Genomic DNA, 24,151 nt, shown 5'->3' with positions numbered 1-24,151 from the left:
ACCAAATGCTGTAACCATATCTTATCATGATCAATTGATTTAAACGGATGCAAGTGCACAACTTTAATGCTGGCCCCTCGATGTTGCCCAACGAGGTGCTTTACAAAGCAAGCAAGGCGTTGATTGACTTTGATGGCCTGGGCATGTCCATCCTCGAGATTTCTCACCGCAGCGAAGCTTTTCTGCAGGTGATGGCAGAAGCCAGACAATTGGTGCGGGAACTGCTTCAGTTGGATGAGGATTTTGAAGTGCTTTTTCTGCATGGTGGAGCCAGTACCCAATTTATGCAGGTGCCTTATAACCTGTTGGATACCGGTGAAACAGCCGGTTATCTGGATACCGGCGTATGGGCCAACCGCGCATTGAAGGAAGCCCGTCTGTTTGGAAATGTGGAAGTGATTGCCAGCTCGGCCGACCGGAACTATTGCTATATTCCCAAATCATTTACCGTTCCCAAACATCTGAAGTATCTGCACATCACCACCAACAATACCATTTATGGTACGCAATGGCATCAGATTCCCGAAGTAGAGGTACCACTGGTGGCCGATATGAGCAGCGACATCTTTAGCCGGCAGCTGGACTTCAACAAGTTTGCACTCATTTATGCAGGCGCACAAAAAAATATGGGACCTGCCGGTGTAACGTTGGTGGTAGTGAGAAAAAGCATCCTGGGTAAGGTAAGCCGGTTGATTCCGACCATGCTCGATTACCGCGTGCATATCCAGCATGAATCCATCTACAACACACCTCCTGTTTTTGCGGTCTATATTTCCATGCTTACGCTGCGCTGGCTGAAAGAACAGGGAGGCATTGCTGCCATCGAAAAACGCAATGAAGAAAAGGCCGCATTGCTCTACCGGGAAATTGACGAAAATCCCTTGTTCAAAGGTACTGCCGATCCGGCCGATCGCAGCAGGATGAACGTGTGTTTTGTAATGAATGATCCTTCTCTGGAAAAAGAGTTCCTGGAATTCTGCAAAAAAGAAGATATCGTGGGCATCAAGGGACATCGGCTCGTTGGCGGCTTTCGGGCTTCCATCTATAATGCCATGCCCATTGAAAGCGTGGAATACCTGGTAGAAAGCATGCGTTATTTCGCACGTACACACGGATAATATAGACAAACACATACCAATAACATGTGAAAAACAACCTGAACCATGACAGTGATACGTCCTTTCAGAGCTATTTTACCAAATCCTGAACTGGCTGCGCGTGTGGTAGCCCGCCCTTATGATGTGTTGAGTGCACGCGAAGCCGAAAGCATAGCCCGCAACAATCCCGAATCATTTTACCACATTTCAAAACCTGAAATACATTTTCCGCAATACATAGATGCACATACTCCATTTCCGGATGAAGTGTATGAGGCCGGCGCACGCCGCCTGCGCGAATTTCTGGAGCGGGGCTTACTCATTCACGACACGGGTAACCATTATTACATTTATACCCAGCGCATGTCCCATCCGTTCGCAGCTGGACAATACATAGAACAAACGGGACTGGTTTGCCTTTCGTCTTTGAATGATTATGAAAACGGAATTATCAAAAAACATGAACTTACCCGGCCTGATAAGGAGCAGGATCGGATTCAACATATCCGGTTTACGCGTGCTCAGACGGGGAATGTGTTCCTGGCCTACAGACCTTTGCCTGTTCTGCATGCTTTAATCGAAAAATGGAAAAACACCCATCAGCCGGCCTATCATTTCCATGGTGAAGATGGCCTGGAGCATATAGTATGGAAAATCAATCACCTGACAGCGATTGCTCAGATTACCCGCATCTTTGAACTGCAGGTACCCTGCACCTATATTGCCGACGGTCATCACCGGGCAGCATCGGCAGCTCTGCTCCGCAAAGAATGGATGCAGGAAGGAAATGCCAATCCTGCTGATCCGCATCAGTTTTTCCTGACTACCCTGGTCCCGGCCGATCAATTGTTTATCATGGAATACAACCGGCTGGTGAAAGACCTGAATGGCCATGATCCCGAATCATTTCTGGAGAAGTTGAAAGCATCATTTGAAATCACTGAACCACAGGATACCGTATTCCGGCCACAGGCACCCCATCAGATGGGCATGTACCTGTGTAGGGGCCAGGCAGGCCGTCAAGGGAGCTGGTATGGCCTCACCGTAAAATCTGAACTCATCCCCGATGACGCCGTGGAATCGCTGGATGTAAGTCTGCTGCAGAACCTGGTATTGAAACCTCTGCTGGGCATTGTAAATCCCCGTACCGACGAGCGGATCGTATTTGCAGGAGGTATCCGCGGTGCCGGTTATCTGGAAAGCTGTGTGAACAGTGGAGAAATGGCCGTTGCCTTTCTGCTGCATCCGGTAACACCCGAACAATTGTTTGCCGTGGCAGATGAGGGCAAGATGATGCCTCCCAAATCCACCTGGTTTGAACCCAAATTACCCGATGGCCTGTTCATTCATTCACTTGAAGAAACAGAAATCGTACATCCCATCGAATGGTTTGAAGCTGAAAAATCACATTTCTGATCTGTCTGCCAGACAGGTCGTTTTTTTGCGGGATATTAACGCATGTTTACACCCTGATTCCCGGGCATTTGTTTAGTTTTACCGCAAAAGCGGCATATGCCATTGAAGCCGGCCATTCAAATCCTTGCCTTGTGCATGGTTGTACTGTGCAGCCCATTCCGGCATGCTGTTTCCCAATCACCTGCAGCTGATAGGGTTCCTGCCCTTTACGCCACAGCCCAGCGTTTTATGAGTGCAGGCGATTATGCCAATGCCATCATTGTATTGCAACAGGTTATCCAGCAGGATCCCACCAACCAGTTGTATCAGGAAGATCTTGCTACTGCCTATTTGATGCGCAAAGACTATCCCCGTGCGGAAGCTATCATCAATTCTCTGCTCAAAAACAAATCAGCATCCGTACGCACCTATCAGCTTGCTGCCGAGATCGCTGAAGGTCAGCAAGATGATAAAAAAGCCATCCGCCTGCTTAATGAAGGCATCCGGCAATTTCCCCACGAAGGCGCTTTGTATCATCAGCTTGGGTTGCTTTATTTCAATGAAGAAAATTACAAGCCTGCGTTGCAGAGCTGGATCAAAGGCATTCAGATGGCGCCTTCCTACGCAAATAATTACTACCAGGCCGCCCGCACCTATTATTACACAGATGATATGGTGTGGACATTGCTGTATGGTGAAATCTTCATCAATCTGGAAAGCTTTACCCTGCGTACTGCTGAGATCAAAGGCATATTGTTTGATACCTACAAGCGCCTGTTTGCCAGTGGCATACTCTCGCGCGTGCCTCTGCCACTTCCGGGATCCAGGCCGGCCAGTTTCCGGGAAGCTTTTTTGCAAACCCTGGCCAAACAAGCAGCTGTAGCCGACGCGGGCATCACACCGGAAACCCTCACCATGCTGCGCATCCGGTTTATCCTGGATTGGGAAAACCTATTTGCAGATGATTATCCTTTTGCCCTGTTTGACTATCAGGCCGAGATGATCCGTGCCGGCGTATTTGAAGCTTACAATCAATGGTTATTCGGCCCAGCCGCCGATGCAGCGGCCTTTCGCGAATGGATGAATCTTCATTCCCAGGACATGCAAAAATTCCTGATCTATCATCAGCAACATCCTCTGCAGCTCCCGGCCGGCGAGTATTACAACGACGGCCGATTTCGTTTTCAAACCGATAACCAGCCATAAACAAATTTTGGTGATGCATTAATCATGAATTGCTATCTTTGCAAAAATCTGTGACTCACGATGGAACCAAAAAGCTATGCCCGCCATCCCTATCGAGCTCCTTCCAAAGCCGCTTTCTTTGTTCACCTGGTCGTGTATGTAATTGCTATGCTTGTTTTATGGCTGGTTGTATACAGGCATCGGGATGCACAATTGCAGGGCGACGCGTATCCCTGGGAAGGTTGGTTTACAGGTACATGGTTCCTGGTAGTGGTGGCTCATTTCTGCAATACATTTTTCGACAGCAATAAAGACAATCAGGATAAATATTACCTGAAATATCTCTGGGAAAAAGAACACTGAAACTTTTTCATATCCTATAAAAACTTTTTTCTCGCTTGAAGCCGGTTACCTGCAACCGGCTTTTTTCATATCCTGAAAATAGAAAATCGTGTAACTTAAGCGAACAAACCAGTGCCATGCTTTCGCCTTCTCCTTCACGTTTGTTTGACCTGGCTTTTCAACACTTCGATCATCCATTGCCCGATATGCTGGCCGCCAAAGAAAACGGCCGATGGCGTAGCTACAGCACGCAGGCAGTGATTGAGCTTAGCCAGGCACTGGCCAGAGGCATGCAACGGGCCGGCATTTCACCAAATGATTTTACGCCCGAACATCAGGATAAAATCGGCCTGATCTCAGCCAACCGACCTGAATGGGTAATCACCGATCTGGCCTGCCAGCTATGCGGTGCTGTGCTGGTGCCGGTCTATCCGACCATCAGCCAGAACGAGCTAAGCTTTGTATTGCAGGATGCGGCCGTGAAAATCGTCTTCACAGGCGATGCACAATTGTATGAAAAAGTACAGCAAATCAAAGATCAATTACCGGCCTTGCAGGCCATTTATTGCTTTGAACAAAATCCAAAGCTCCCATACTGGAAACAATTGCTGTGTGAGGAAGGACAACAGCAGTTGGAGCAAACCATGCAGCAAATCCGCGACGATCATCTGGCTACCATCATCTACACTTCCGGGACAACCGGCATCCCCAAAGGTGTGATGCTCAGCCATCGCAATATTGTCAGCAATGTGCTCGCATGCAGGCCTATCCTCCCCCTATCGAAAAATGCCAGAGCCCTCAGTTTTTTGCCTCTCAACCATGTGTATGAGCGCATGATTACCTACCTGTATATCCACAGCCGGGTGCCCATCTATTATGCGGAAAGCATGGACAAGATTGGCGAAAACCTGAAGGAGGTGAGGCCCACCATTTTCACCACTGTACCCCGTTTGCTGGAAAAATTGTATGAACGCATCGTACAGGCTGGCATGCAGCTGCATGGTATTAAAAGAGCAATATTCTTCTGGGCATTGGGTGTAGCCAAACGTTATCAGCTGAGAAAACACCAGCCTTTGCTATATGCACTACAGCTAAAGATTGCCGACAAACTGGTATTCAGCAAATGGAGAGCAGCCCTGGGCGGCCGTATTCAGGCAGTGGTGATCGGATCGGCTCCTGCACAGATCCGACTGATGCAAATCTTTACGGCTGCCGGTATTCCCTGTCTGGAAGGATATGGACTTACGGAAACTTCACCCGTGATTAGCGTAAACCGGCTGGAAATCGAAAACCGCATGTTTGGCACCGTAGGACCCGTCATTGATGGGGTAGAAGTGAAAATTGCACCCGATGGCGAAATTCTTTGCAAGGGACCCAATGTAATGATGGGCTATTACAAACGCCCGGATCTTACCGCCGAAGTGATGGAAGATGGCTGGTTGCATACAGGCGATGTGGGTGAAATCATCAACGGAAAATTTTTAAAAATCACCGATCGCAAAAAAGAACTGCTGAAAACATCCGGCGGCAAATATGTGGCGCCTCAACCCATCGAAAACAAGCTGAAGGAATCCCGTTTCATTGAACAGGTAATGGTGGTAGGTGAAGGACGTAAATTTGTTTCTGCACTGATTGTTCCTTCTTTTGCTCATCTGAAAGACTGGTGTGTGAAAAACAATATTCCCTTTGATAAACCTGAAGATGTCATTCAGCATCCCCAGGTAAAAGCATTGTATCAATCCATTCTTGATAAATACAATCCCTTATTCAATCATGTAGAGCAAATCAAAAAATTTGTTTTGTTGCCGCATGAATGGACCATCGAAGGAGGCGAACTCACGCCTACCCTGAAACTCAAACGCAAGGCCATTGAAGCCAAATACCATGAACTTATTGAACAAATCTACCACAGTGAAAAATAACAATTAGTCGTAGCCATCGCTTCGCACAACAATTGCAAGTTTTTTAAAAAACAACCAAGGGCTACATTCGCTTAAAATGATAGGTAAGTTCATATTTTCCAATCTTTGCTGCGTAGTATCCATCTGCTCTTCGTGCAACATCATTGGATTACCGGCAATTTGATAGTCTAATTGTTGGTAGCCATTCGTATCATAATACATCCTCTGTGAGTACGATCTTGCTTGATTGCAGTAAAAAGTAGGTTGTATCTGTACGTGCGGTTCAATCACCTAAGATGCTCAAATGGAAACGAATCATAACAGTAGAATCCGCATGAAAATCAACAATTGAACAATCGGGTGATTGAATAAGAAAACGGGTATCTGTACTGGCCAATCCATTTAAGCTGCAAACAAGATGAATGGGTTGATAAGAGCAGCCTCACCTGAAAAAAGGTGTGATCATTTTTTTGACAACTTACAATAGCAAACAAACATAAGCTGAACACAACAGCAAAGCGCAGCCAATGCATGATGGCATGTTTTTGTGGAATGAAGAAAAAATACCTTACAGGAAATGGAATTCGCCTGATTGTGTGTTGCCGTGTTGCCTAAATAATTTATCTATCAGCCATAAAATGTCAAGACCGGCTGATTAGGTTAGATTATTGTTAGTCTCATCACTAATATGCCCAGAGATTTTGTTCCCAATCGAAGATTTCGTTTTTGATTTTTTCGCCTTCCAGCAAGGCACGGATTCCATTTTTCTCATAATCCTTAATAGAGCGATCGAATACATTATCTTCCTTCACCACAAAGGCATGGAAGTATCGCATTTCAAAGACATCTTCCCAGCTCATGCGCATCATGTAGTTGTTCGGATTATACACATCATAACGGGCCAGGATGGGGCGAAGATCCGGATAATAAAGCCAGAACAGGGGAGTCATGGCGCGCAGGGATCCATCGGGGTTGTAAATGGCTTTTAAGGGAGCGATACCTAAAATCCGCACATAGAGCTGAGAGGTTTGTTTATCAAATACCCAATCTTCCTTAATACGATAACGGGTTACGATGTGTGGATCAAATTCATGTTGCACGATCTGAACCGTTTCTTTGCCCGTAATGGGATCTACTACGCGAATCGTATCGGGAGCACCCACCAGCTCTTTTTTGATTTCATCGATGCTCATGGGTGTTGTGAACCGATCGTCAATGGGATTGAAAGCCACCACTTCGCTATCGAGAATAGCTTTCAGCAGGATGCTGATCAGGTCGTAGCTTCCGCCCTCGCCGGCATAAGCAAACGGGAGATTGATTTTTTCATGGACATCAATTTCTTCCCACAAACGGTGCCCCCATACGGCATCATCCTCGCGGATATACTGGTAGGCCAGAGGCGTGCGGTCCTTGATGAGATTGCGTACCACCACATTGTCATTCCGGAGTGGAGTTTTCGGATTTTCCAGATCGCCGAAAATATTATCCGGTCGCTGAGGGGTAGCCTGGGGGTGGGTTGTATCGACGGCTGGCGGATTAATCACGTTGCCTGTGGCCGGGTTCACAATGTTATTGTTTGCCGGTTGCGTCTGTACAGCGCCTGTGGTGGCCCTGCGGCGACGGGTCGTGGTCCGGGTAGCCTGGGCAGAGAGTTCGGTGGTTACCCAGCAAATCAATAGCACCCAGATAGCGAAAATCCGAACAACATGATTTTTCATATGACAGGATTTTTGAGCATGATCAATTCAGTTTAAATGAAATCGGTGGCAACAGCCGGGTGGTTCCGTCGGGGCCGCGGGCATGGATATTATCAATGAATACCCGCGTACCGGGTCTGCACCGTTGGATATATCTTTCGATTTCTTCTGTAAAATAGGCTGAATTGGAGCTGGCTTCGATATAATCAGAAAATCCGGCGCCATCAAAACCAATCGTAAAGCTGGTTACCACAAACTTGGCATCGAAATCAAAATTTTCCAATACAGCTGCCACTCCTTTCTGAACCTTAAAAACGGCCGCACTGAGCGTGCCTCCTTTGCTGCCAGCTACTTCGGCAACGGGATCAGGGATGCGTTTGGTACGGAATTCCATGCTTCCCATGGGCCGCACCTGCCCGTCAAATTCAGCACTGACATTCACGGTAACCGTACCCACAGCCGATACCCGGGCAATATATTTACCCGGCCCTGATTTGATGAGGCTTCCGGGGCCAGAAATCGTAGCACTTACTTTTTCAGCCGGCACACCCGCTACGGCCACCGAAATCGGATTGTCCACACCAATGTACAGTACATTCATTTTATCGGCTGAGACCGAAACAGCCGGTGCACCCACCATGTATTCTGCCGTAGCTGTGTAGGTTTTGATTTGTCCGCTCTGATCTTTCAGGCTGATGGCCACATTATAGGTGTGCAGGCCCACGCCCGAAGCTACCGTAGAAAATGTGCCTACGCCGTTCTGCACGGGAATGGGTTGACCATTCACGGTAATGGTGGGATTGATGGTGGAACTGTATGCGCCCAACATAATCTGGGCCTCGTACTTCTGTCCGGCTATTACATAACCAGCATTGGCTGAAATCAAGGGTTTGTAGGTATCGAACACAAATTCCTGCTGTCCGATTTTTTTAAACAAATCATCAATGACCTGCGCTTCTGAATTTTTTACATCATTCTGGATTTTGCTTAAAATGGTAATGGCCGCTATGGTGGGCACCATTTCAAAGTTTACCTGCGTCCAGGTTTTTTTGTTATCAATGGTTTTTTTAGGCATTTCGATTTTCAGGGGTAAAATCTGGGCCACCTCTTCACGCTCTACCGGATTATCGTACATGCTGAGGAGCTGCTGCCTCAGGGTTTCGATTTTTTTCTCCAGGATAGGTCCCTGCCCCTGATTTTCCATGACCCGTGAAGGAGCGTCGAGGTTTGACATGTCTTTGATTTCGCCGCTGTCGTTTAAGCCTCCGCTTTCACGGATGATGACTTTTTTCAGGCTGTCGATATACAGGTTCATCTGCTCACAAAGTATTTTCACCTGATCAGCTTTTTCCTTGATAGGCCTCACTCGTTCCGGATCAATGCTGAGTTGCTTTTCGAATTGCTGATAGACCAGGTTATTTTTTTGTGTAATGGCATTGTTCGAATTGGTGATGCTTTCATTGACGGTTTTGAAAGCATTTAGAATTTCAGCCGATACATTGAGTGCAAGCATAGCCATCAGCACCAGATACATCAGGTTTATCATCTTTTGCCGAGGCTCTTTGGGTAGTGCCATTGCATAAAACTTTTGAAGTCAGGTAAACAAACTCTCACCGGTTGCACAATCTGCCAGCGGCAGATCATGGGTCAGGCTTTTATCTGCAGTGCTGAAAGCATATTGCCATATACCTTGTTTAGCTGGGTAAGATTTTTGGCCAACAGGGCCACTTGTTCCTGGGTTTTCCGGGTATCTTCTAGGCTGTTTTCCAGGTTCTGGGAAGCACTGGCCAGTTGGGTGTAGAACTGGTTCATCACTTTCAGGTGATGATTGGTATCCTGCAATTCCAGTTCATAGATAGCATTCAACGATGACAAATTTTTGGTCATTGTCTGAATCTGTTCATGGAAGTTGCGGGTTGCTTCGGAAGCCTGGGTAAACTGGGTGGCTGCCTGAGCTGCATCGGCATAAGCCTGGCGCATGGCCGAAAGAGCTTCAGATGCCTGTTGCAGCCGTAACCCATAATCCTGCGTGGCCAGAATAACCTGCGACACATCAGCTAATTGGGATACTGTATTGCCCAAACGCTGAAACTGATCGCTGAGTCTTTTCAGGACATCGGGAGTTATTTCAGCTTCCTGCATCATCTGCTCCATTTGATTTAAAACAGGATGACCTCCTCCTCCGATAGCGATGGGAGCAAGCTTGCCATTTTGCCCCAGCTCTTCATCTTCAATATCTTCCGAGACTGCAGGGAATAACCGATCCCAATGGTATTGTTTTTCAGGCGGTACAAAAGCCATGAGCAGAAACACGAAGGTTTCTGTGATCATACCAGCTTCCAGGGCATGCCCGAGAAGGCCTCCCCAGTGTTCAATCTTGGCCAGCGCGCCAAAAATCACAATAGATGCACCTACGCTGAAGATGATGTTCAGTACGTCTCTCCCTCTTTTGGTGGCAAAAAATTGCATGTTTGTTTGTTTTAATGAATGATTAAAGCTTGTTTTTCATAGGAGATGAAGCCTCTCGCCTATTTCAATTTCCCTTTGCTGAAATCGCTCATCGAGCGACCCAGGAAGGAAATCACGCAGCGAAAGCCGATATAGCATTTGGAAGTATCCTGATATTCGTATTGCCGGGTGCTTACCTGGAGATAGTATCCGATATCTTTCCAGGATCCGCCCCGAATGACTTTGCGTTTCATTTTAGGAGGATCATTGGGTTTGGCATTGTACTGAATATCCGGATTAAAATCCATCTCGAAAGAATAGGCATCCTCAAAATAAGCGCTTGATGTCCATTCACTCACATTGCCAGCCATGTTATACAATCCATAATCATTAGGCCAGTAGGCATCGGCTCTCACAGGGTACAATCCTCCATCGGCTGCGTAATCGCCTCTGCCGGGCTTGAAGTTGGCCAGCAGACAGCCTTTTTTATTACGCAGATAAGGTCCGCCCCAGGGATAAGGCGATTCCACCCGTCCTCCCCGGGCAGCATATTCCCATTCTGCCTCTGTGGGCAGTCGGAAGTCTCCTTCAATATATTGATGATGTGCTTCCCGATAGCTGTTCCATAAATTGGTACGCCATACACAAAAGGCTGTAGCCTGATTCCAGTTTACCCCCACTACCGGATAATTATCAAATGCCGGATGGTAGAAATACATCTTGGCCATGGGTTCGTTGTATGAATAGCTGTAGTCGCGGATCCAGCACAATGTATCGGGATAAATCGGTACATCCTGCTTGACAATAAAGCTGGAACGCGGACTTTTGCCTTTGTCCATGGCGGCAGCTTTTAAATCGTAAGTCTCTTCATGATAAATCAATTTGCGTACATCAATGTCTTTTCTGCCATAGATCCGATCTTCCGGCGCATAATACATGGCTGCTAATTTTTGTTGGGTGGCGGGATCGTTGTAATTGATTTTGGCCTTCCAGTCAATATAGCTATTGCCGTCTTTGTCTTTTTTCACCTGCCCCAGCAAGGTATGAGCAATGGAATCCCTTACCCAATAAACAAACTGGCGATATTCATTGTTGGTGATCTCGGTTGCGTCCATGTAAAAGCCCGCAATGGTAATAGCCTTGTTTCTGGCCGAAAAGGCATAATTAATATCCTGATCGCTGGGCCCTTCATGGAAAAATCCCGATGGCACATAGACCATCCCATAGGGCACAGGCGGCTTGTAGTGCGGCCTGTTTTGCACACCGACCAGCTGACCCTGGGCATTTTTCGCAGCGTTTCTCCCACAACTAACCAGCAAGGAAGCCGCCACAATGCATCCCAGCAGACGAAATACCTGGTAATTCATAAGGGTATGTTTAATTTGAGCAGCTAACAATGTTAATTATTTTATGTTTTCCATTCATTGTTTTTCAACCTTTCCCCTTCCACATCACAAAGCACGGGTTTTACATAACGACAGGCCGGATCAAATATTGTTTGAAATGTATAAATTAATCTTTGAAACCCTTTAAAATTTCCATAACCCCCTCCTAAACAGGCAGATCCGGAAAACGACTCCTACAGAAAGGGTTTCAATTATCCTTATGATATTAACGTAGAAAAAAGGAAAATGGTATGCGCCTGGAGGCTGCGATTTTACAGCATTTGCTATTTTTTGGGATGGATCTTTTGCAGGTACAGATCGAGTGCCGATACCATAGAAGGAGCTTCAGGCAGAGGTGCTCGGATATCAAGCCTGAGGCCAGCCTCTTCAACGGCCTGAGAAGTTGTTGTGCCGAATGCACCTATATAGGTACCATTCTGTTCAAATTTCGGAAAGCTTTCCAGCAAGGCTTTTACTCCGACTGGACTAAAAAATACAATTACATCATAGCCTTTGGCCAGCACTTCCCTGACATCGTTGGGAACGGTACGATACAGGGTAGCCGTAGCAAACTCGCAGCGGTTTTGCTGAAAATATTCTTCGATGTCCTTTCTGTGCTGATCTGAGCAGGGAAGCAGGAATTTTTCATTTTGTTTATGCTTGGCAATCACATCCAGCAAGCTTTTGGTTGTACCATCGGCCCCGTAAAACACCTTGCGCTTCCTGTACAGGATGAATTTCTGCAGATACAGGGCTACGGCTTCCGTGATACAGAAATATTTGCAATCCTGGGAAACCTTGATCTTCAGTTCATCGCAGATACGGAAAAAATGATCTACTGCATTACGGCTGGTAAAGACAACAGCCGTATATTGCTGGATGTCAATTCTCTGCTTGCGGAATTCCTTGGCGGAAATGCCTTCTACCCGGATAAATGGATAAAAGTCAATTTCCACTCCATATTTCTTCGCGAGATCAAAATAGGGGGATTTCTCACTTTCAGGCTTGGGTTGAGAGATCAGGATACGCCGAATTTTTTTTGCTGGAACCTGGTTGGATTGCCCTGTTTTACTCGTCATAAGCTCCGTTTAATTTTGGGGTTCTCTTAAAACCCGCCATGCAGCCACTCCAGTATGATTTTAGCCATGATAAGTACCGGCGCTACTTCGAATGCGCAAAGGTAAAGAAAAAAATGGAATCTGCTGAAAACCATGTACTGCCGCACCCATGCATAGGATGAAACGTAGCGGTACACAAACAATGCAGCTATCAGCACCAGCGAAAGGTGCAAAGCTACATCCTGCATCCAGCCCGTACCAAAAGCCAGAAGCAACACAAAAGGCACCAGGGCCACACCCAATACCTTATTCACCAGCATCAGCACAAATGCATAACCTGCAGTGAGCTCCCTGACTCCGAATACCCATCCACTGAACTGAAGAATCAGATATTTTACCAGGTAAATAATCCCCACAAGTGCAGCCAGAGCCGCTACCAGCAGGTAAATCTGGTGTTGTGTCGTGTAATGTACATACCGCAGCACCAGGAAGAGATAAATACCCATGCTAAGGGCGAAAAACAGATTCATCAATAAGCCGGGAAAAGGCGTCTGCATCAATTGTTCCCGCAATTTGCGGCTGGCCATCACCGGATGCCAAAAGGCCTGAAATACATGATGAAAATAAGGATAGAACCCTGATCGGATGAATCCCAGCAAAAACAAATAACCTACGCATAAATAAAAAAGCCAGTCATCCTCCTGTTCAGCAGCAAAGTTTCTGTGTCTGAGGGGAGCAACCTGCCAAACGGGATAATCCTGATGCCGAAAAAGCTGTTGATGGGTCCATACAGAATCCAACCATTGCATATAGGCCAACTCATGATAACGAATGGCTGCCGCCGCCCGCCGGAGGCTGTCGCGCCGCAAACTGTCGGCCACTCGCCTGGCTTGCAGGCTGTCAAAAGTTGAAACAGCTCCAGGCTGGGCATGCGAAGAACTATCGGGCCGCGAAATGGATGGAATAGCATGAGCCGATAAATTAAGTGAATCAGACCTGACCATCCCAGGCCCGGGCCTTATGTGCACACTTTGGCCGGAATCGGACGGAACAAACACCTGCTGTGCTTTCCCCAATTGCACCAGCAATACCCCGTCACATACAAAAAAGAATATCAAAAACCGAAACCACATGCTTCGCAAATGTATTAAGCTCCCATCAAAGCTGCCTGTGCGGCAAATAGGTTTTTTTTCAAAAAGAATTGATATAGCTAAAGTGAATGCGCGATCGCTGGATATCAAACGGACTTCCCTTCCTTCTGCCAATCGCCCAGCTGAACCTGAAAAATCCAACCCGGGTCGGGAAAGCCATGCCCAGGCCCAATCCAGTTGGCCAATCAGAGGCGTGCAATTGCTGCGAACCCGTCATGTACTGCTGATACACATAAGCATTATCACTAAAACCGAAAACATAAGCCTCCTCACCGATCAGATAGCGATATTCCAGGCTCCACACCAGATACTGCGAAGCATATATGCTTTGTTCATCAAATCCTCTGAGCAATTCAGCTCCTCCGATCTGATACAATTCATTGAGGAACATTTTCGTGCCCCAGATACCGGCTCCCTGCCACATGCTGCGCAAGGTTGCATATCTGCCCAGGGGCCTGTAGTACACCAGCCGCAGATAAGGCTTATAGATAAAACTGCCTGATGGCAGGGCGGCATACAGGCTGGCAAAGGAAAATGACGAATCAGCCGGATCGTGCAGTTGCAGGATATCCCCGTTTGGAATGATCTTTCTTTTCCCAAACTCCGCATCTATTTCCCAGACAATGCCTTTCCGGGGATTCAGGGATCGATCGGTATGATTGCCTGTCCAGCCAAATCCCAGCAGCGTTTCCTGCTGATCCACATAGGCCGGAAGCTGATGGCTGATTTTAACGGCTTCGGTATCTACACTCAGCAAATGGGTTACGCTTTGCTGCAGATACATCCGGTAACCTGTTCCGGGAATAGGCTCGTAGGATATTCCCAAGCGGCTATTTAGCTGAAGGTAAGAACTGTCTTTTCGGAAAAGGCTGAATTGTCCGGAAAGTCCATAGGCAGTTCCCCACAAGGTTGGCACCCCTGCTGCCAGATTAAGCCTGGGGGAAGCATATTGCAATTGCTCCCAGTGCATGTCCAGCACTTCGCCTGTATGAAAACTATTGACCAGATGGAGTGTCAGCTGCCCTACCAGCCTACCCTTGCTGTTGGTGCCCGGCCCAAGAGCTGATGCATTTTGAGCGGAAGCCGGTTCGTATCCCAGCAATCCGTCAATCTGATTGGATTTTCTGGCATCCAGCGTTACATGCAGAGCCGCATGCCGCTGCCTGTATTCCAGAAACCAGGGACGCGTCTGCTGCAGAAAATTCACGCCTGCAATGCGTGCATTTATAGCCTCGAGCTTTTGCTGTCGGTAAAATTCACCAGGCTTGATGCCCAGCAAATATGCCAGATAGGATGGAGAAAGACGGGCCGTGCCTTCTTGAATAAGGGTATCGATGATAATCAAAGGGCCCGGCTCCACGTGCCAGATACCCGACAGCAAGCTATCCTGCACCTGCAGGCTGTCAATAGCCACCGTTGCAAAAGGATAGCCATTGTTTTCGTAATAGTGGAGCCATGCCTGGCGGGCGGCTTCCACCTCGTTTTCAGCGTTGCGTACGATGAGTGGCAGTCGAGCCTGTTTCCATAGAAAATCAGGGATATTGCCCTGCCTGATTTGTCCCCAGCGATAGGCCTGCCCCAGATATAACCACACAAAAAGGGTTGTGCTATCCTGCCGCACGCTATCCACAGAAGCCCCCCAGTAGCCCGATTCACGCAACCGGGTGAGCCATTCAGCGAGATATTGCCCGCGGGTGTTTGTGTCAGCAAATACCGGTATATAGGCATTTTTTATCCATCGGGCAGCGGAGCTATCCACCGGATAAACCACCAGCCGGTTTTCCTGCCCCCTGATAAAACCGGGTACCAGGAGCCAGATACTAAGCCATATACCCATTAATGGATGAAATATGCAGGATGGCTTGCTTTGCATGGAATATGATTCGAACTTCTCAGTGAAAAAGTCTCAAAAAAGAGTTTTTTAACTTTCCTTTTAAATTATTTCTCTGATGCGCCGGCGTTGTTTGCGATATTTGTGAAAAATATGCCTTTTTTCAGGCAGACCTGCCAGCCGGCAGGTATCTGTATTATTTCATGTGTGCACACAGACATACGGGTTGTACGGTTTGAACATGATTTAATAAATTTAAAACAGATTCGGGAATGAAGTTTGAGCGCAAGTCCAGTCCATTATCCCCCCGGTTTTTCTGGGTCATGATCATTGCCCTGATTGCAGGTTTAGCCATAGCCATATACGTGAACATGAAAACCCTTCACCCAGGAAAAAAATTGCCAGCAGATTCCACAGCTTTGCAACAAGTAAAGGCCGTTCCTGTGATGCGTTTTGGCCTGCCGGTAGATTCATTCCGCATTGTTTCCGCTACGATTCAGCGGAATGAATTTTTTTCCACCATCCTCAACCGTTATGGCCTTACACCCGTCCAAATCCTGGCAATCCGCCAGCAAACCGATTCCATTTTCAATCCCAGGCAAATCAGGGCTGGTGATAGCTATCAGCTCTTCTTCTCATCGGATACTACGCAGCATATTCCGCTTTATTTTGTTTACCAACCCAACCCGATTCATTACGTGGTATTGAACCTGCAGCATCCCGAACAATCTTATGCGGGCGATTTTCCGGTTACTTCCAAAATCCAGACCGTTTCGGGTGTGATTCAAAGTTCTTTGTACGAGACGCTCGACGATCAGCATGCCAGTCCGGCTCTGGCCCAGATGATGGCTGAGATTTATGCATGGACGATTGACTTTTTCAGTATCCAGCCGGGTGATTGGTTTAAAGTTGTGTATCGCGAAAATTTTGTGGAGGGTCAATCCATTGGCCCTGCCCGAATTTTATCGGCAGAATTTTATCACGGAGGAGAAAAGTTTTTTGCTTTTTACTATCCGCAGGATAGCACAGGCAAGGGCAATTATTATGATGAAAATGGCAAAAGCCTGCGAAAAGCTTTCCTGAAAGCACCGCTGAAATATTTCCGGATTACTTCACGATACTCTTTAAACAGGTTTCATCCCATTCAGCATGTCTGGAAAGCTCATCTGGGTACCGATTACGCAGCTCCGGAAGGCACACCCATTCTGGCTACCGGCGATGGTGTGGTGATTGCTTCCACCTACAGCCGCTTCAACGGCAATTATGTGAAAATCCGCCACAATGCGGAGTACACAACCCAGTATCTGCACATGAGCCGCAGGGCTGTACGTGTGGGGCAATACGTGCATCAGGGACAGGTGATTGGTTATGTGGGGCATACGGGACTGGCTACGGGCCCGCATGTTTGTTACCGGTTCTGGAAAAACGGGGTGGAAGTAGATCCGTTGAAGCAACATTTCCCGGCTGCAAACCCCGTCCCTGCAAGCGAAAAACAGGAGTTTAGCTCCTGGGTAGAAAAACAACTGGCTGTTTTAAATCAGATCAGCCTGCCCGGAGCCGACTCGGTCACTGTTACCGCTGCCGCTTCGCACTCTGTACCACAGGGATGAAGCTGATACAGCTTCAATGGGAGCAAACCATCAGGTTTTATGAGGTCATGAACCCAAGTGCAAAAGCAAATTTTCTTCTTCTGGACAGGCTTATACGTTCAATTGCTGCCAGAGCACATCTTTCAGCTCTTGCAACCCTTTTTGCTGGTGCGCCGAGATGACAACCAGCGGAATTTCAGGTGGGAACTGCTGTCTGATTTGTATTTCCTGCATCTCGCTGATCAGATCTGATTTGGAAATGGCAATCACCTTGCGTTTGTGCAATAGTTCCGGGTTGTACTTTTCCAGCTCGTGCACAAGGATCTGCCAATCGGCGAGAGGATTCGGGCTGTCAGCTGGGATGACGAACAACAAGACAGCATTTCGCTCAATATGCCTGAGGAAGCGTAAGCCCAGCCCCCGGCCCTCGGCAGCTCCTTCGATGATGCCGGGTAAATCGGCCATACAAAATGATTTGCCATCGCGATAAGCCACCATGCCCAGCTGGGGCTGCAGGGTGGTGAAGGGATAAGGGGCAATGGCAGGTTTGGCAGCCGAAAGTACAGCCAGCAGGGTTGATTTTCCTGCATTCGGGAAACCCACCAGGCCTACGTCGGCCAGGAGTTTGAGTTCCAGAATCTTCCATCCTTCCCGCCCCGGTTCACCTTTCTGTGCAAATTCAGGTGCCTGGCGAGTAGGTGTGGCAAAATGTGCATTGCCCAACCCGCCCCGGCCACCGGGGACCCAGATTAATTCCTGCCCGTCTTCCAGGATTTCGGCTTCCACCTGGCCGGTTTGTTCATCTCTGGCAATCGTACCCAAAGGCACTTCAATCACCACATCGCGTCCGTCTTTGCCTTTGCGATTATTTTTGCTGCCGGGCTCTCCATCGCCTGCCACTATATGCTTTTTCCAGCGCAGATGCAGCAAGGTCCAGAGCTGGGCATTGCCTTTCAGGATGATATGCCCGCCCCGGCCACCGTCACCGCCGTCAGGCCCACCCTTAGGCTGGTATTTCAGGCGCATAAAATGCACACATCCATCCCCGCCTTTACCCGATCGGCAATAGACCCGGATGTAATCCACAAAATTCTGCTTATCCAAAGCGGTGCAGCTTTAGGAACGTTGATCCGGAGACACCGGATGAGAGGTGAGCTCCGCAAATCGCTTGTCAATCTGTTGCCTGATGCGGTTGAAAACTTCCTCTACCGTGCCCACAGCCTGTATGGCCTGCAGTTTATGCTGCTGGGCATAGTAATCGGCCACAGGAGAGGTTTTATTGTAATATTCCGCAATCCGTGTTCGGATGATTTCTTCGCTGGCATCATCGCTTCTGCCCGAGGTTTGGCCGCGCAGCAACAAACGCTTGATGAGTTCTTCCTCTGGCACTTCCATCAGCAATACCAGATGAATGGCAGTAGATTTCAGTGCCAGCAATTTATCCAGAGCCCGGGCCTGGGCAGTAGTGCGGGGAAATCCATCGAAGATAAATCCTTTGGTACCTGTGCTGGCATCGAGCCGGGAGCTGATCATGGCAATCACCACTTCATCGGGCACCAATGCGCCACGATCCATAAACTTCTTAGCCTCCAGCCCCAGTGGCGTACGACGCTCGATTTCGCTTCTGAGCATGTCGCCCGTACTCAGATGGGTAAATTGGTAGTGATCAATAATTAACTGGCTTTGCGTGCCTTTTCCGCTCCCGGGCGGGCCAAATAAAATCAGATTAAACAGCATGTCAGTTATTCATCGTGTAAAAAAAATCCGGTCAAAAATAGTGAAGCCTGAGCAAAATAAGGCCGGAATGAGATAATTTCAAACAAAACGGTGATAATTTTAAAATTTCCAAACCCGTTTATTTGTTTTCCCCCATCGCGGCTGCGCGGATTTTTTGTTCCAGCTCGGCCATTAATTCCGGATTATCCTGCAGCAGCTGGCGCACTGCATCACGGCCCTGTCCCAGCTTGTTGCCATCATAGCTGAACCAGGAACCACTTTTTTGCAGGATATTCAATTCGGTAGCCAGGTCAATGATTTCACCGGCTTTGGAAATTCCCTGGCCGAAGATAATATCGAATTCAGCCTGTTTGAAGGGGGGAGCTACTTTGTTTTTCACCACTTTTACCTTGACCCGGTTGCCAATGGTTTCTTCGCCGTCCTTGATCTGATTGATGCGCCGGATGTCAAGGCGAACGGATGCATAAAACTTGAGGGCATTGCCCCCGGTAGTCGTTTCCGGGTTGCCGAACATGACGCCGATTTTTTCGCGCAGCTGGTTGATGAAAATGCAGCAGCTGTTTGTTTTGCTGATGGTAGCGGTTAGTTTGCGCAAAGCCTGACTCATCAGGCGGGCCTGCAGGCCCATTTTGCTATCGCCCATTTCCCCTTCCAGCTCTCCTTTGGGCACCAAGGCAGCTACCGAATCAATTACAATCACATCCACAGCGCCTGACAGAATCAGCCGGTCGGCTATTTCCAATGCCTGCTCTCCGTAATCGGGCTGGGAAATCAGCAGATTGTCCACATCTACACCCAGCCTTTGGGCATAGCTGCTGTCAAAAGCATGTTCGGCATCAATAATGGCACAGATACCGCCTTTCTTTTGGGCTTCGGCAATAGCATGAATGGCTATCGTAGTTTTCCCGGTAGCTTCCGGACCATATATTTCAATGATTCGGCCACGGGGAAATCCGCCCACACCCAATGCCAGATCGAGTCCCAGCGAGCCGGTGGAAATCACTTCTATTTGCCTGTCGGCTTTTTCACCCATCACCATCACGGCTCCCTTGCCAAAATCTTTTTCAATCTTGTCAATCGTGAGGCGCAGGGCTTTCAGTTTTTCGTTTGTTTCTGCCATGGTATTGAGGTATTATCAGGTTGTCAAAAATTTGTACGTTCCGAAATTACATAAATTGAAAGGAAAATGCATAGAAATAGCTTTTCGATGTTTCCCATGTGTATATCGCCTGCAAATTTGCAGGAGTGCTACGCAATGAAAATGCGCCCTTATCTGGACAACCAGATAACGGCCAGCATCTGGCTTATAAAGCCTGCTGCATAACCGGTATATACTTCCAGTGGCTGATGGGCATTTGCAATGAGCCTGCTGGTGAGTACCAATCCCGACAGCAACACAGCTCCCATGACGGGTAATGCTGGATTCAGGTAAGGATCTCTGCCCAACAGAATCATGACCGCCAGAATACTTCCCGCCGCCGTGGCATGGGCACTGATTTTGAAAAAAATATTGCACAAAAAAACCAGTATAATCGCGATAAAATTGCCCAGTAAAAAAGGTTGTAGAACCCTGGGAAAAGCCTGATCAAAGGCAAACACCCGATACACCCACCAGTAAAAAATCATGATGGCCATGTAGGGCACGATGCGCTCCTGCCGGCTGTGCAGCTGGATGGATTGCACAAAGCCGGTGGCCTTTAGCAACAGCAGGGTGCCCAGGGGTAAAATAAGCGTATTCACACAAATGGAACTCATCACCCGGAAATGCGTATAGGCATCGAGCTGCGGTAATTCATAACGGTGCACCCAGAGCAAAAATTCGCTCACAGCAAAAGGCATCCATAGCGGATGAAAAATAACGGAAACCACCATGGCTGCTGCGCGCAACAGGGGGGATGCCTGAAACGGCTTTTCGGGCTGTGTGTCACCGGATGAAGAAAATGGCGTCAATGCGTGTGGCTGATCCATAATTAAAGCTGCTTGCGCAAACGGGCAACCGGAATGTTGAGCTGTTCGCGGTATTTGGCTACGGTGCGGCGGGCAATGTTATATCCCTTTTCTTGCAACAGCCGCGTTAGCATTTCGTCGCTGAGGGGCTTGCGTTTGTTTTCATTTTCAATCAGGTCCAACAGGATTTTTTTCACTTCGCGGGTGGATACTTCCTCGCCGCTGTCAGTTGGCAAGGATTCTGAAAAGAAATATTTCAGCGGATAGGTGCCATATTCGGTTTGCACGTATTTGCTGTTGGCAACCCGCGATACCGTGGAAATATCCAGGCCGGTACGCTCGGCAATATCTTTCAAAATCATGGGCTTCAACTGGGTTTCATCACCGGTCAGAAAGAAATCCTGCTGATAGTCCATGATGGTTTGCATCACGGTAAGCAAGGTATGCTGGCGTTGCTTGATAGCGTCAATAAACCATTTGGCCGCATCAATTTTTTGCTTGATAAACAATATGGCTTCCCGTTGCCGTTTGTCTTTTTTGGCTCCTTTCTCATAATCCCGCAGCATGTCGCGATATTCGGAGGAGATGCGCAGATCAGGCGCATTGCGGGCATTGAGGGTAAGTTCGAGCTTGCCGTTGTTATTGAGGATGAAGAAATCCGGAACAATGTAGCTTTCGGCCTTGTTATCCGGAGCGAAGTTATTGCCCGGTTTGGGATTCAAATGGGTAATGAGTTGAATCACCGCTTTCAGCTCGTCGTCCTTCAGCCCCATTCCCCGCTGAATTTTTTCGTAATGCTTTTTGATGAAAGCATCAAAATAATCGGTTAGTATGGTTTGTGCATGCTTCACCAGCGGATCGTCGGATGGTTTTCGTTTAAGCTGAAGTAATAGGCATTCCTGGAGGTTGCGGGCACATACACCTGGTGGATCAAAACTCTGCACCATGGCAATGATTTGTTCCACCTCCTGTGCATTGGTGATGATATTCTGGGAAAACGACAGGTCGTCGGCAATGGCCGAAGCTTCCCGCCGGAGATAACCATCATCGTCAATACTGCCGATGATCTGGCGGGCTATCTGTTGCTGACGTTCATCCAGCGGTAGCATGCCCAGCTGATCGAGCAGATAATCCTGAAAGGAGGTTTCCACACGGATGGGAATGGTGCGGGTTTCATCCATTTCTGGATAATGATCATCCCGAAGGCGGTAATCTGCCACGTCATCATCATCCATCAGATATTCCGAAACATCGATATTTTCATATTCATCTTCGCTCCCGTCCGGTTCTTCTTCATACAGCTCCTGATCCTCTTCATGGATTTCGGTTTCATCTGTCAAGGGTTCGGGTTCATCCAGGGGTGTATCTTCCGCATACCCGTCATCACCAAATTCCAGAGCCGGATTTTCTTCGATTTCCTGTTTGATACGTTCTTCCAGATTGGCCGTAGGTATCTGCAGCAGTTTCATGAGCTGAATCTGCTGAGGGGAGAGTTTCTGCAATAATTTTTGCTGTTGCGTTTGTCTAAGCATAATACGGCCAATATTTATTGCCTGGCAAATTAGATCTGATAGCAGCCTGAAGCAAAAATAATAACATTCAGGATTCCTGTGGTTGCGAATCATCGGCCGCCATAAACAATTGCGGCATACAGGGAGAGAAGGTTCTGCGGTGATGGGGAGTTAAACCCAGTTGCTGAATGGCTCGCCGGTGAGCGGTTGTGGGATAGCCTTTGTTGCGGTCCCAGCCATATTCTGGATATTGTGCGTGCAGGTGCATCATCCAGGCATCACGGTAGGTTTTGGCCAATATGGATGCAGCAGCGATGGGTGCGTATCGGCTGTCGCCTTTTACTATGCAAACATGTGGTATATCCGCATAGGGTATAAAGCGGTTCCCGTCGATGAGCAGGCGCTGCGGTCGTATCCGTAGCTGATCAACAGCCAGATGCATAGCCCGGAATGAAGCCTGCAGGATGTTGATGCGGTCAATTTCTTCCGGCGACACGGCAGCCACCGCAAATGAAAGGGCATGCTTTTCGATGTACTGCCTGAGTTCTTCCCGCTGGGAAGGACGGAGTTGTTTAGAATCATTCAGCAGGGGATGATAAAAACCCGCGGGCAGGATGACGGCCGCAGCAAACACGGGACCGGCCAGGCATCCGCGACCCGCTTCATCACAGCCTGCTTCCACACCTTCGTCCTGATAACAAGGCAACAAACGAGAAGATGGATTCACACCGGCAATTTAACGGATTCAGCTGAGCATTTTACCCTGCTCACGGAGAACTCCCTATTTTTGCTGCATGTCAACAGATATGCTTGTCAATGCCCGCACCCGGCCTGTTGCTATCTGGCTGCTGGTGGGTGTGTTTATGATCATGGGGCAGGTTTGGCTGGGCGGGGTTACCCGGCTCACCGGATCGGGCCTTTCCATCACAGAATGGGATCCCATCATGGGCGCAATTCCACCGCTCTCACACGAAACCTGGGAAAAAGCTTTTCACCTATATCAGCAGACACCTCAATATCAACTGGAAAACCGTTATTTCACGCTGCAGGATTTTAAGCGAATTTATTTCTGGGAATGGCTGCATCGCCTTTGGGCAAGAGCCATGGGTGTGGTATTTATTGCTGGATTTGTGATTTTTCTGGTACAGCGCCGGTTTACCCGCGGCATGGTGGGGCCTCTGGTGATCTTGTTCCTGCTGGGAGGCCTGCAGGGATTAGTGGGCTGGATCATGGTGAAAAGCGGATTGACAGGCGAGCATACGCGCGTGAATCACATCAAGCTGGCCATTCATTTTTTGACGGCCATGGTGTTGCTGGTTTATACCTTTTGGTTCGCTCTTTTGCTGCTGGTACGCCGGCAACAATGTTTTCCGGCAAAATCACTACGAGTATGGCTGTGGGTGAGTGTAGCCGTGTTGGTTGCACAACTGGCTTACGGATCCTTCATGGCTGGCCTGCATGCAGCCATGGCTGCCCCTACCTGGCCTGATATCAACGGTTATGCTATTCCACCCGGTTTGTGGAGGGAAAAACCACCGTTTAGCAATCTGGTCAATAATGTCATTACCGTGCAATTTATTCATCGCCTGCTGGCTTATGTGCTGTTTATCCTGTTGTTGGTCATAGGCTGGAAAGCTCATAAGTCGCCAGCCGGCAGCCTTTTGCGCCGTACAAGCTGGCTGCCGTTTGGAATAGCTTGCCTGCAAATTTTGTTAGGTATATTGACGGTTACCCACAGCCATGTGCATATTCCCATAGCGTTGGCCGTCAGCCATCAGTTTGTAGGAATGCTTTTGCTGCTATCGCTGATCTGGATGTTTTTCATCAGCCAAAAACCTGCGTAGGTTTATCCGCTTGTGTATGTTAGGCAAGGGGAG

20 protein-coding genes are annotated in these 24,151 nt (G+C 48.1%); 7 read left to right on the top strand and 13 right to left on the bottom strand.

The window, feature by feature from the left end; all coding sequences use genetic code 11:
* Positions 1–47: 47 nt before the first annotated feature.
* The 5 genes from serC to BM367_RS06090 all read left to right on the top strand — a co-directional run bounded on the left by serC (position 48) and on the right by BM367_RS06090 (position 5,941).
* Entirely contained in the window at positions 48–1,118 is a 1,071-nt protein-coding gene (serC, locus tag BM367_RS06110) for a 3-phosphoserine/phosphohydroxythreonine transaminase (protein WP_092458965.1), read from the top strand.
* Between the two features lie 45 nt (positions 1,119–1,163).
* Positions 1,164–2,513 (top strand): DUF1015 domain-containing protein, encoded by a 1,350-nt coding sequence (locus BM367_RS06105; RefSeq protein ID WP_092458964.1) that lies wholly within the window; start codon positions 1,164–1,166, stop codon positions 2,511–2,513.
* A gap of 135 nt (positions 2,514–2,648) precedes the next feature.
* Positions 2,649–3,698, top strand: a complete 1,050-nt coding sequence (locus BM367_RS06100) for a tetratricopeptide repeat protein (protein ID WP_177224124.1) — start codon at positions 2,649–2,651, stop codon at positions 3,696–3,698.
* A 60-nt stretch (positions 3,699–3,758) separates the two neighbouring features.
* The gene (locus BM367_RS06095) at positions 3,759–4,040 is read left to right on the top strand and encodes a 2TM domain-containing protein (RefSeq protein WP_092458960.1); all 282 of its coding nucleotides are present in this window, start codon (positions 3,759–3,761) and stop codon (positions 4,038–4,040) included.
* A 116-nt stretch (positions 4,041–4,156) separates the two neighbouring features.
* Positions 4,157–5,941, top strand: a complete 1,785-nt coding sequence (locus BM367_RS06090; protein WP_092460936.1) for an AMP-dependent synthetase/ligase — start codon at positions 4,157–4,159, stop codon at positions 5,939–5,941.
* Positions 5,942–6,603: 662 nt separating this feature from the next.
* On the opposite strand, the gene porN is transcribed toward BM367_RS06090, so the two are convergent.
* The 7 genes from porN to BM367_RS06045 form a co-directional block, all read right to left on the bottom strand.
* On the bottom strand, positions 6,604–7,638 hold the full coding sequence (gene porN, locus BM367_RS06075) for a type IX secretion system ring subunit PorN/GldN (protein WP_092458954.1): 1,035 nt from the start codon (positions 7,636–7,638) through the stop codon (positions 6,604–6,606).
* A gap of 22 nt (positions 7,639–7,660) precedes the next feature.
* Positions 7,661–9,193: a type IX secretion system motor protein PorM/GldM gene (gene porM, locus BM367_RS06070; protein ID WP_092458952.1), complete on the bottom strand. Its 1,533-nt coding sequence runs from the start codon at positions 9,191–9,193 to the stop codon at positions 7,661–7,663.
* Positions 9,194–9,264: 71 nt separating this feature from the next.
* Positions 9,265–10,086, bottom strand: coding sequence for a type IX secretion system motor protein PorL/GldL (gene porL / locus BM367_RS06065; protein WP_092458950.1), 822 nt, complete (start codon positions 10,084–10,086; stop codon positions 9,265–9,267).
* Between the two features lie 59 nt (positions 10,087–10,145).
* Complete coding sequence (porK, locus tag BM367_RS06060) at positions 10,146–11,432, bottom strand: T9SS ring complex lipoprotein PorK/GldK (protein ID WP_092458948.1); 1,287 nt, start codon at positions 11,430–11,432, stop codon at positions 10,146–10,148.
* 302 nt (positions 11,433–11,734) lie between these two features.
* On the bottom strand, positions 11,735–12,529 hold the full coding sequence (locus BM367_RS06055) for a uroporphyrinogen-III synthase (protein ID WP_092458946.1): 795 nt from the start codon (positions 12,527–12,529) through the stop codon (positions 11,735–11,737).
* A 26-nt stretch (positions 12,530–12,555) separates the two neighbouring features.
* A complete protein-coding gene (locus BM367_RS06050; RefSeq protein WP_092458944.1) occupies positions 12,556–13,641 on the bottom strand; it encodes a DUF4271 domain-containing protein in 1,086 nt (361 codons plus the stop codon).
* Positions 13,642–13,699: 58 nt separating this feature from the next.
* On the bottom strand, positions 13,700–15,532 hold the full coding sequence (locus BM367_RS06045) for a BamA/TamA family outer membrane protein (RefSeq protein ID WP_092458942.1): 1,833 nt from the start codon (positions 15,530–15,532) through the stop codon (positions 13,700–13,702).
* Between the two features lie 230 nt (positions 15,533–15,762).
* Here BM367_RS06045 and BM367_RS06040 point away from each other — a divergent pair, with 230 nt between their 5' ends.
* The gene (locus tag BM367_RS06040; RefSeq protein ID WP_245759914.1) at positions 15,763–17,100 is read left to right on the top strand and encodes a peptidoglycan DD-metalloendopeptidase family protein; all 1,338 of its coding nucleotides are present in this window, start codon (positions 15,763–15,765) and stop codon (positions 17,098–17,100) included.
* 90 nt (positions 17,101–17,190) lie between these two features.
* Here BM367_RS06040 and obgE read toward each other — a convergent pair whose 3' ends face one another.
* The 6 genes from obgE to BM367_RS06010 form a co-directional block, all read right to left on the bottom strand.
* Positions 17,191–18,183, bottom strand: a complete 993-nt coding sequence (gene obgE, locus BM367_RS06035) for a GTPase ObgE (protein WP_092458938.1) — start codon at positions 18,181–18,183, stop codon at positions 17,191–17,193.
* A 12-nt stretch (positions 18,184–18,195) separates the two neighbouring features.
* Positions 18,196–18,816, bottom strand: coding sequence for an adenylate kinase (locus BM367_RS06030; RefSeq protein ID WP_245759913.1), 621 nt, complete (start codon positions 18,814–18,816; stop codon positions 18,196–18,198).
* Between the two features lie 118 nt (positions 18,817–18,934).
* Positions 18,935–19,936: a recombinase RecA gene (gene recA / locus BM367_RS06025; RefSeq protein WP_092458936.1), complete on the bottom strand. Its 1,002-nt coding sequence runs from the start codon at positions 19,934–19,936 to the stop codon at positions 18,935–18,937.
* Positions 19,937–20,085: 149 nt separating this feature from the next.
* On the bottom strand, positions 20,086–20,784 hold the full coding sequence (locus tag BM367_RS06020; RefSeq protein ID WP_092458934.1) for a hypothetical protein: 699 nt from the start codon (positions 20,782–20,784) through the stop codon (positions 20,086–20,088).
* 2 nt (positions 20,785–20,786) lie between these two features.
* The gene (gene rpoN, locus BM367_RS06015) at positions 20,787–22,295 is read right to left on the bottom strand and encodes an RNA polymerase factor sigma-54 (protein WP_092458932.1); all 1,509 of its coding nucleotides are present in this window, start codon (positions 22,293–22,295) and stop codon (positions 20,787–20,789) included.
* 67 nt (positions 22,296–22,362) lie between these two features.
* The gene (locus BM367_RS06010) at positions 22,363–23,001 is read right to left on the bottom strand and encodes a ribonuclease HII (RefSeq protein WP_222842576.1); all 639 of its coding nucleotides are present in this window, start codon (positions 22,999–23,001) and stop codon (positions 22,363–22,365) included.
* A gap of 67 nt (positions 23,002–23,068) precedes the next feature.
* Between BM367_RS06010 and BM367_RS06005 the strand changes: the two genes are divergently transcribed.
* Positions 23,069–24,118: a COX15/CtaA family protein gene (locus BM367_RS06005; protein ID WP_245759912.1), complete on the top strand. Its 1,050-nt coding sequence runs from the start codon at positions 23,069–23,071 to the stop codon at positions 24,116–24,118.
* Positions 24,119–24,151 lie beyond the last annotated feature (33 nt).

The organism is Thermoflavifilum thermophilum, from assembly GCF_900116565.1.
Lineage (GTDB): Bacteria > Bacteroidota > Bacteroidia > Chitinophagales > Chitinophagaceae > Thermoflavifilum > Thermoflavifilum thermophilum.
This window is presented reverse-complemented; position numbering and strand designations above follow the sequence as displayed.

Excerpts from the sequence above, each read along its gene's own strand:
- porL (WP_092458950.1), bottom strand. The coding sequence starts at position 10,086 with ATGCAATTTTTTGCCACCAAAAGAGGGAGAGACGTACTGAACATCATC.
- porN (WP_092458954.1), bottom strand. The coding sequence starts at position 7,638 with ATGAAAAATCATGTTGTTCGGATTTTCGCTATCTGGGTGCTATTGATT.
- recA (WP_092458936.1), bottom strand. The coding sequence starts at position 19,936 with ATGGCAGAAACAAACGAAAAACTGAAAGCCCTGCGCCTCACGATTGAC.
- BM367_RS06020 (WP_092458934.1), bottom strand. The coding sequence starts at position 20,784 with ATGGATCAGCCACACGCATTGACGCCATTTTCTTCATCCGGTGACACA.
- BM367_RS06055 (WP_092458946.1), bottom strand. The coding sequence starts at position 12,529 with ATGACGAGTAAAACAGGGCAATCCAACCAGGTTCCAGCAAAAAAAATT.
- BM367_RS06045 (WP_092458942.1), bottom strand. The coding sequence starts at position 15,532 with ATGCAAAGCAAGCCATCCTGCATATTTCATCCATTAATGGGTATATGG.
- BM367_RS06030 (WP_245759913.1), bottom strand. The coding sequence starts at position 18,816 with ATGCTGTTTAATCTGATTTTATTTGGCCCGCCCGGGAGCGGAAAAGGC.
- BM367_RS06005 (WP_245759912.1), top strand. The coding sequence starts at position 23,069 with ATGTCAACAGATATGCTTGTCAATGCCCGCACCCGGCCTGTTGCTATC.
- porM (WP_092458952.1), bottom strand. The coding sequence starts at position 9,193 with ATGGCACTACCCAAAGAGCCTCGGCAAAAGATGATAAACCTGATGTAT.
- BM367_RS06100 (WP_177224124.1), top strand. The coding sequence starts at position 2,649 with ATGGTTGTACTGTGCAGCCCATTCCGGCATGCTGTTTCCCAATCACCT.
- BM367_RS06095 (WP_092458960.1), top strand. The coding sequence starts at position 3,759 with ATGGAACCAAAAAGCTATGCCCGCCATCCCTATCGAGCTCCTTCCAAA.
- BM367_RS06090 (WP_092460936.1), top strand. The coding sequence starts at position 4,157 with ATGCTTTCGCCTTCTCCTTCACGTTTGTTTGACCTGGCTTTTCAACAC.
- BM367_RS06105 (WP_092458964.1), top strand. The coding sequence starts at position 1,164 with ATGACAGTGATACGTCCTTTCAGAGCTATTTTACCAAATCCTGAACTG.
- BM367_RS06040 (WP_245759914.1), top strand. The coding sequence starts at position 15,763 with ATGAAGTTTGAGCGCAAGTCCAGTCCATTATCCCCCCGGTTTTTCTGG.
- rpoN (WP_092458932.1), bottom strand. The coding sequence starts at position 22,295 with ATGCTTAGACAAACGCAACAGCAAAAATTATTGCAGAAACTCTCCCCT.
- porK (WP_092458948.1), bottom strand. The coding sequence starts at position 11,432 with ATGAATTACCAGGTATTTCGTCTGCTGGGATGCATTGTGGCGGCTTCC.
- serC (WP_092458965.1), top strand. The coding sequence starts at position 48 with ATGCAAGTGCACAACTTTAATGCTGGCCCCTCGATGTTGCCCAACGAG.
- BM367_RS06050 (WP_092458944.1), bottom strand. The coding sequence starts at position 13,641 with ATGTGGTTTCGGTTTTTGATATTCTTTTTTGTATGTGACGGGGTATTG.